General features: G+C 69.5%; 6 protein-coding genes. 1 reads left to right on the top strand and 5 read right to left on the bottom strand.

The window, feature by feature from the left end; all coding sequences use genetic code 11:
* The 3 genes from QK444_RS28045 to QK444_RS28035 all read right to left on the bottom strand — a co-directional run.
* Positions 1-3,617 (bottom strand): molybdopterin-dependent oxidoreductase (locus tag QK444_RS28045; RefSeq protein WP_282785151.1); only part of this gene is annotated, 3,617 nt, incomplete at its 3' end.
* Between the two features lie 144 nt (positions 3,618-3,761).
* The gene (locus QK444_RS28040; RefSeq protein ID WP_282785150.1) at positions 3,762-4,475 is read right to left on the bottom strand and encodes a demethylmenaquinone methyltransferase; all 714 of its coding nucleotides are present in this window, start codon (positions 4,473-4,475) and stop codon (positions 3,762-3,764) included.
* A gap of 9 nt (positions 4,476-4,484) precedes the next feature.
* Complete coding sequence (locus QK444_RS28035) at positions 4,485-4,901, bottom strand: DUF3592 domain-containing protein (RefSeq protein WP_029925960.1); 417 nt, start codon at positions 4,899-4,901, stop codon at positions 4,485-4,487.
* A gap of 70 nt (positions 4,902-4,971) precedes the next feature.
* Here QK444_RS28035 and QK444_RS28030 point away from each other — a divergent pair, with 70 nt between their 5' ends.
* Positions 4,972-5,475, top strand: coding sequence for a DUF2505 domain-containing protein (locus QK444_RS28030; RefSeq protein WP_282785149.1), 504 nt, complete (start codon positions 4,972-4,974; stop codon positions 5,473-5,475).
* 166 nt (positions 5,476-5,641) lie between these two features.
* On the opposite strand, the gene htpX is transcribed toward QK444_RS28030, so the two are convergent.
* Together htpX and QK444_RS28020 are read right to left on the bottom strand one after the other, a co-directional pair.
* The gene (gene htpX, locus QK444_RS28025) at positions 5,642-6,523 is read right to left on the bottom strand and encodes a zinc metalloprotease HtpX (protein ID WP_282785148.1); all 882 of its coding nucleotides are present in this window, start codon (positions 6,521-6,523) and stop codon (positions 5,642-5,644) included.
* A gap of 103 nt (positions 6,524-6,626) precedes the next feature.
* Positions 6,627-7,649: a polyprenyl synthetase family protein gene (locus tag QK444_RS28020; protein ID WP_282785147.1), complete on the bottom strand. Its 1,023-nt coding sequence runs from the start codon at positions 7,647-7,649 to the stop codon at positions 6,627-6,629.
* Positions 7,650-7,930: the final 281 nt, after the last annotated feature.

Genomic DNA, 7,930 nt, shown 5'->3' with positions numbered 1-7,930 from the left:
ACGCTACCGACGGTGACGCCGACGCTGGTTCCGCCGTTGCCAACACCGGCCGTGGCACTGCCGATTGCCGCCGCGCCGCCACTCGCCGACCCGCTCCCGTGATCATCGGGAGTGCCATTGAACGCGACCGCGTCGCCGCCCGTCAGCGACCTGCCGGATGCGGCCCCGCCGTGGCCGAATCCCGCGGCCGCACCGACTCCGACCCTGCCGCCGTCCATCCCCGCTGTCTCGTTGCCGACCCCACCACCGTTGCTCGCCTCCGGGCCGCTGCCCGCCGAACCGTGGCCATATCCACCGGAAGCGCCGCTGACCGCAACCGCGTTACCACCGACTCCGGCTGGTCGGCGCTCGCGTGTGGCTAAACCGCCGCCAGCGAAACCACGGCTGTCATCACTGAATGCAGAACCGCCGATCCCGGCCGCGCCGGTGCCGAAACCGGCGGCGTCAGCACCGAATTCGAGGGCAGCGCCACCGTTCCCGCCGGGGCCGCGATCGACGGTGCCCGTCGGGACGCCGTCAGCCGCCGCCCCGTCGGCCTCGGTGAGGGCGGCGAGTGCCTCCGTCAGCCACTGGTCGGCCAGGTCCTCGTAGTCCGGTTCGCTGTCGACCCGGGGGAGCAGCCGTGCCGCACCGCGTTTCGCGAGCAGTTCGTCGAGTTTGCGGCCGTGGCCGCAGAAGTCGTCGTAGGAGGAGTCGCCGAGGGCGAAGACGGCGTAGCGGACGCCGACGAAGCGGGTGGCGCTGTCGGTCAGCCGTTCCCAGAAGTCCGCGCCGTTGTCGGGCGGTCCGCCGTCGCCGAAGGTGCTGCTGATGATGAGCACGTCGCCGGTCAGGTCGGACAGGTCGGCGGAGTCCATATCGAGTAGCCGTGGCGCGAAACCGGATTCGGCCAGCCGGGTGGCGGCGGCCGCCGCGCACTCCTCGGCGGTGCCGGTCTGGGACGCCCAGAGCACGGTCACCGTGCGCGGCGGAGCCGCCGGGGTCGCATCGGCGGGGTCCGGGTCCAGCCCGATACCGGTGGTGCGGGAGTACATTCCGGCCAGCAGCCCGTCGACCCACATGCGCGCGGCGGGCGAGATGGGCGCGGTCTCCGGCAGCACCGGCTGCCCGGTCACCGGAAGCGAGTGCAGCGCGGCCAGATACCCGCCGAGATAGACGCGCTCGGTCTCGCTGAGGGTGGGCGCGGTGGCCCCTTCGAGGCCGAGCATGGTCGCCAGCGGATGCGGTCCGCTGGACATCACCGGCGCGGCCGCCGGTGCTCCGCCAAGCGGACCCGCTGCGCCCGCGTCCATTCCAGCTGCGCCCGCAGTCGTTCCAGCCGCGCCTGCGGTCGATCCCGCCGCACCCGCGGCTACTCCCGCCGTGCTTGCGAGCATCCCCGCTGCGCCCGCGGACGACTCCCGGGCATCCCCGGTCATTCCCGAAGCGCCCTCCGACAGCACCGCCACCTTTCGCAACCGCACGGCGCACGCCTTGAACTCCGGTTGCAGCGAGGCCGGGTCCACCGCGTCATTGGTGACGGCATTGATGGTCAGGTATTCGCCCTGTTCGTCGTTCCAGTGGAACGGCGCGAAACAGGAGCCCGGCCGGGTGCGGTCGCTGATCACGACCGGCAGCACCGCCCGGCCACGGCGGGAAGCGATTTCGAGGTGATCCCCGTCGTGCACGTCCAGCCGCCCGGCGTCGTCGGGGTGCACCTCCACGAACGGCTTCCCGTTCAGCTTGGTGAGTTTCGCGATCTTGCCGGTCTTGGTCATGGTGTGCCACTGGTGCTGGAGGCGACCGGTGTTGAGCACGAACGGGAAGTCCTCGTCCGGCATCTCCTCCGGCGGCAGATGCGGGCGCGGCCAGAACACCGCCCGGCGGCTGGGGGTGGCGAAGGCCAGTCGCGGCGTGTGCCCGTCCGCGTCGGTGAACAGCGGCTGGCTGACGCCGTCGTTCACGTAGCGAATGGGATTGCGCCGCCGCTGCGGATCGGGGCACGGCCACTGCATGGGCCCTTCGCGCAGCGCCTCGTAGCTGATGCCGCGCAGGTCGTATCCCGTGGCCGGATTGCTGAACCGCGTGATCTCCTCGAACACCTCGGCGCTCGACGCGTAGTCGAACCCCTCGAACCCCATGGCGGTGGCGACCTGCGCGATGAGCAGCCAGTCCGGCCGCGCGTCGCCCACCGGATCGACCGAGCGCCGCAGCAGCGTCATGGTGCGTTCCGAATTCACCATCACCGCATCCGATTCCGCCCACAGCGTGGCGGGCAGCAGCACGTCGGCATAGGCGTTGGTGGCGGTCTCGGTGTATACGTCCTGCGCGATCACCAGCTCCGCCGCTTCCAAGCCCGCGATCACCGTCTTCCGATTCGCCACGGAGGCAACCGGATTGCTGCAGATGACCCAGCACGCCTTGATATCCCCGTCGGCCAGGCCGCGGAACATCTCGATGGTGCCGGGGCCGCCGGTGTCCCGAATGGTGCCCGGCTCCACCCCCCACACGGTCTCCACGAAGGCGCGATCGTCCGCCGACAGCACCGCGCGCTGCCCGGGCAGGCCCGGCCCCATATAGCCCATCTCCCGGCCGCCCATGGCATTCGGCTGCCCGGTCAGCGAGAACGGCCCGCTGCCGGTGCGCCCGATGGCCCCGGTGGCCAGGTGCAGATTGCAGAGGGCGTTGGTGTTCCAGGTGCCGTGCGTGGACTGGTTGAGTCCCATGGTCCACAGCGACATCCATTCGCCCGCCGCGCCGATCCAGCGGGCGGCGGTGCGCAGATCCGCCTCGTCGACTCCGGTGATCTCGGCGACCCGCGCGGGCGGGTAGTCGGCCAGGAACTCCGGCATGGCCGCCCAGCCCTCGGTGTGCTCGGCGATGAAGTCGGCGTCGATGTCGCCGTTCTCGACGAGCAGGTGCAGCAGGCCGTTGAGCAGCGCCAGATCGGTGCCGGGCGCGATCTGGAGGAACAGATCGGCCCGCACCGCCGTATCGGTGCGGCGCGGATCCACCACGATCAGCTTCGCGCCCGCCTTCAACCGGTCGGCCATGCGCAGGAACAGGATCGGATGGCAGTCGGCCATATTCGCGCCGATGACGAAGAACAGGTCGGCGTGGTCGATGTCGTCGTAGGAGCCGGGCGGGCCGTCCGCGCCCAGCGACTGCTTGTAGCCGGTGGCCGCACTGGCCATGCACAGCCGAGAATTGGCTTCGATGTGCACGGTCCGCAGGTACCCCTTGGCCAGTTTGGTGGCCAGGTACTGCGCCTCCATGGACATCTGCCCGGACACGTACAGGGCGATGGCGTCGGGTCCGTGGGTGTCGAGGATCACCCGCAGTCGGTCGGCGGCCTCCTGGACGGCCGCGTCGACCGGCACCGCCACCGGTGCCTGCCCGCGCTCGGGCCGCCGGTACGCGGTCGCCATCCGGCCCGGTGTGGTCTGTAGTTCGAGATGGGTCGCCCCCTTGGTGCACAGGCGTCCGGCGTTGACCGGGTGCAGCTTGTCACCGCTCACCTTGGCGATCACGGTCGCGCCGTGTTCGTCGGTCCCGGTGTCGACGGTGATGCCGCAGCCCACGCCGCAGTAGGAGCACGCCGTGCGGGTGCTCGTGCGGGGAGTGGCTGCATCCGACATGAGACCGATCATCCCGATCCCCGATTGCGCCGGATTTAACCGACGTTATCGGCAGGTGACAAAACTCCTCACAGCGCGCAACACTCGCAGTGAGGTCGCTGACCTGCGGTGATTTAGGACACAGGGGGAAATCGGCCCGGAACGTCAGCCCAGTTTGTAGGCGCGGTGCAGCGCCACCACCCCACCGGTCAGATTGCGCCACCCGACCCGCGACCAGCCGGCGTCGGCAATGCGCAGCGCCAGCTGCGACTGCGTCGGCCAGGCTCGGATCGACTCGGCCAGGTACACGTAGGCGTCCGGATTGCTGGAGACCGCGCGCGCCACCCGCGGCAGCGCCTTCATCAGATACTCCATGTAGACGGTGCGGAACGGGCCGAACACCGGCGTCGAGAACTCCGCCACCACCAGTCGTCCGCCCGGTTTGGTGACGCGCAGCATCTCGCGCAGCGCCAGATCCGGATCGGCCACATTGCGCAGCGCGTAGGCGATGGTCACGGCGTCGAAGGAGGCGTCGGCGAAGGGCAGGCGCATGGCGTCGGCGGCCACCATCGGCACCTGGCGATGCCGTCCGGCCGCGAGCATGCCCTGCGAGAAGTCCGCCGCCACCACCCACGCGCCGGACTTGGCCAGCTCCACCGTGGACACGCCGGTCCCGGCACCGAGATCAAGCACCCGCTCACCGGGCCGTAGCGCGAGCGCCTTGCGCGTCGCCCAGCGCCAATACCGGTCCTGTCCCGCGGAGATGACGGTATTGGTCAGGTCGTACCGCTTCGCGACCCCGTCGAACATCGACGCGACCTCGTGCGGCTGCTTCTCCAGCGAGGCCCGAAACGATTCCCGCCGCTCTGTTTTCGCCACAGTCGAACCCTAGCGTTCCCGGCGCGACAGCAGCCACAGCGTGGGCAGCGCCACGCCCCAGGTCACCACGATCACCGACAGCGTGGGGATGATGGCCACCCGCACGTCCCGGCCCGCCACCCGCACCAGGTCCGGATCGCTGCGCCGGTACTCCACGTTGATGCGTTCGCCCACCGTCAGTTTGGTGGGGTAGAGCACCCCCACCCGCGGGTTATGGGTCTTGCCGTCCGGGGTGACGAAGATGACCGCCGACCGCAGCCGGCCCGCCGACAGCACCTCGCCGGTAGCCACACCTTTGTCGGAGTTGATCAGATAGTCGTCCCGCCAGGCCGCGAGCAGCAACAGCACCGATAGCGCGCTGATAGCGGTAGCGGCGATGAGGACCCCGATCCGGGTCCGCCGCAAGCGAAGCGCACGGTGCCGCATCGTGTTGGCAGACTGGCTGGTTTCCGACACTTCACCAGCTTATTCAACGGCTCGACTACCGTGTGCGGCCATGTCCCGAAAAATCAGCTTCACCGTGCAGTACAGCGTTCCGGTCGAAGATCTTCACCGGGCACTCACCTCCGACGACGTGTGGCGGTCGCGCTTCGCCGACGCCGCCACCGCCACCCTGGATCTCTCGCACCCCGAGGGGCCCGGCACCATCCGCATCCATATGACCGAAAAGGCGCCCGAGGAGAAGATTCCCAGCATCGTCACCAAGGTGCTCAAGAGCGAACTCGTGCTCGAACGCACCGACAATTGGGGTGCCCTCGACGGCGAGATCGCCAAGGGCGACTTCAAGGGCGCGTCCAAGGGCATCACCACCGAGATGGAGGGCACCTACGAACTGCGGCCCACCGCCGCGGGCTCCGAGATCGAGGTGAACGGCATCGTGGCCGTCAAGGTGGCGCTCGTCGGCGGCGCCATCGAACCGCTGGTGGAGAATCTGCTCCACAAGGTGCTGAACAGCGAACGCAAGCACATCGAGGCGTGGTACGCCACCCAGAACGCCTAGCAGCCAAGGAAATTCCGTGCCCGCCCGTGGTTCACGGGCGGGCACGATCGCGACGGGGGCCGTGTAACCAGGCGCGCAGCGGCGATGTCGCGCGGCGGTGCCCGACGCCTCCTGTGGTGCGCGACCGGTTCTTGCGGTGCTCGACCGGCTCCCGCGGTGCGCGGCCCTACAGTCGGCGGGGTCCGCCCGCCAGTTCCTCCAGGCGGGCGATGCGCTCGGCCATGGGCGGATGGGTGGAGAACAGGCGGGCCACCTTGTCCCCGGCACGGAACGGGTTCGCGATCATCATGTGCGATTCTGCCGCCAGCCGCGGCTCCGGCGGGAGCGGAGCGGCCTGCACCCCGCGCTCGATCTTGCGCAGCGCCGATGCCAGGGCCAGCGGGTCGCCGGTGAGTTCGGCGCCGTCCTGATCGGCCTGGAACTCGCGGGAGCGGGAGACCGCCAGCTTGATCAGCGTGGCCGCGATCGGGCCCAGCAGCGAAACCAGCAGGATGCCGATCATGTTCGGGCCCTCACCATTGCGGTTGCCGCCGAAGGCGCTCGCGAAGAACGCCAGGTTGGCCAGACCGGAGATGACCGAGGCCAGCGCGCCCGCCACCGACGAGATCAGGATGTCGCGGTTGTACACGTGCGAGAGTTCGTGGCCCAGCACCGCGCGCAGTTCGCGCTCGTCCAGGATCTGGAGGATGCCGGTGGTGCAGCACACCGCCGCGTGCCGGGGACTGCGGCCGGTCGCGAAGGCGTTCGGCGCATTGGTGGGGCTGATGTAGAGCCGCGGCATGGGCTGGCGCGCCGTCGTCGCCAGCTCCCGCACGATGCGGTACATGACCGGCGCTTCCAGCTCGGTCACCGGCTGCGCGTGCATGGCCCGCAGCGCCAGCTTGTCGCTGTTGAAGTAGGCGTAGGCGTTCATGCCCACGGCCAGCAGGATCGACAGGACCAGGATCGTCGGATTGCGGAACATCGCCCCGGCGAACACGATCAGCGCCGACATGCCGACCAAGAGCCCGAAAGTCTTCAACCCGTTCGAAAAACTGTGCCCGTGCATCGGTCTCCTTCTGCCGCGCCCCTCCCGGTGTGCGTTACACCAGGTCAACGATGAGCACGGTGAAACGGGTTCCCGGATGCGACCCGGGCCACGGTCGTCGGCCTCAGCCCACGCGTTCGATGGTGTAGCGCACCAGGCGCTCCAGCGCCTCGTTGGCGGGCCCGGACGGCAGCGCGGACAGTTCGGCGTGCGCGATATCGGCGTATCCCTGCAACTTCTCCTTGGCCAGCAGCATGCCGCGCGAGCGCGACAGCAGCTCCAGCGCCTCGTCCACCTCGGCGTCGGTCTCCAGCGGGCGGGCCAGCAGCTTGCGCAGCCGATCGCCCTCCGGGCCCTCGTCCCGCAGCGCGTACAGCACCGGCAGGGTGTGCACGCCCTCGCGCAGGTCGGTGCCCGGAGTCTTGCCGGACTGCTCCGACACCGAGGAGATGTCGATGATGTCGTCGGAGATCTGGAAGGCGGTGCCCACCGCGTCGCCCAGCCGCGCCAGCCGCTCCACATGCTCGGGGTCCGCGCCGGAGAAGGTGCCGCCGAACCGGCCCGAGGCCGCGATGAGCGAGCCGGTCTTCTCCCACACCACCCGCAGATAGTGCTCCACCGGATCCTGGGATTCCTTGGCGCCCAGCGTCTCCCGCATCTGCCCGGTCACCAGTTCGGCGAAGGTCTCGGCGATGATGCGCACCGCGTCCGGACCCAGCGTGGACACCAGGCGCGAGGCGTGCGCGAACAGGTAGTCGCCGGAGAGGATCGCGATGGAATTGCTCCAGCGCGAGTTCACGCTCGGCGCGCCGCGGCGCATCGGGGCCTCGTCCATCACGTCGTCGTGGTACAGCGTCGCCAGATGCACCAGCTCGACCACGGTGCCCGCCGTGATCAGGTCCGGGCTGTCGGGCTTGGGACCCAACTGCCCGGTCAGGATGGTGAACAGCGGCCGGAACCGCTTCCCACCCGCCCGTGCCAGGTGCAGCGCCGCCTCCTGCAGGAATTCCTCCCCGTCGGACAGCTCCCGGATCAGCAGATCCTCGACCTCCACCAGGCCGTTCCGCACGGTCGCGGCGAGCTCCGGGTCGCCGAGATCCACCCCCGCAACCACGGTGCTCTCATCGCTCACAGCCGATGCGCTCATTTCATCTCCCAGTGCCGCGTCCGACCCCACGGGGAAGAACCTAGCGTGTCGCCACTTATATCCCCATGGAACACCACCGTAGTGGGACGGAAAGAACACCCACCGCCCCCGCAGCCTCCACCCCCCGTCCCGTAGTGAACCCAACGTGGTCCGCGTCCGTAGCGAGCGTTCCGGCTCGCGCCCGTAGCGCAGCTTCCCGTCTCGCGTCTGTGGCGGAGCCGTCCTGATCCACACCCGTAACGCAGCCATCCTGTCTCGCGCCCAGAGCGCAACCTCCTGGG

Origin of the sequence: Nocardia sp. CC201C (assembly GCF_030010695.1) — a bacterium.
In the GTDB taxonomy this organism is placed as follows: domain Bacteria; phylum Actinomycetota; class Actinomycetes; order Mycobacteriales; family Mycobacteriaceae; genus Nocardia; species Nocardia otitidiscaviarum.
The sequence above is the reverse complement of the archived record's forward strand: the minus strand, read 5'-3'. Positions and strand labels throughout refer to the sequence as shown.

Coding starts and splice junctions, on each gene's coding strand:
- QK444_RS28030 (WP_282785149.1), top strand. CDS start 4,972: ATGTCCCGAAAAATCAGCTTCACCGTGCAGTACAGCGTTCCGGTCGAA.
- QK444_RS28035 (WP_029925960.1), bottom strand. CDS start 4,901: ATGCGGCACCGTGCGCTTCGCTTGCGGCGGACCCGGATCGGGGTCCTC.
- QK444_RS28020 (WP_282785147.1), bottom strand. CDS start 7,649: ATGAGCGCATCGGCTGTGAGCGATGAGAGCACCGTGGTTGCGGGGGTG.
- htpX (WP_282785148.1), bottom strand. CDS start 6,523: ATGCACGGGCACAGTTTTTCGAACGGGTTGAAGACTTTCGGGCTCTTG.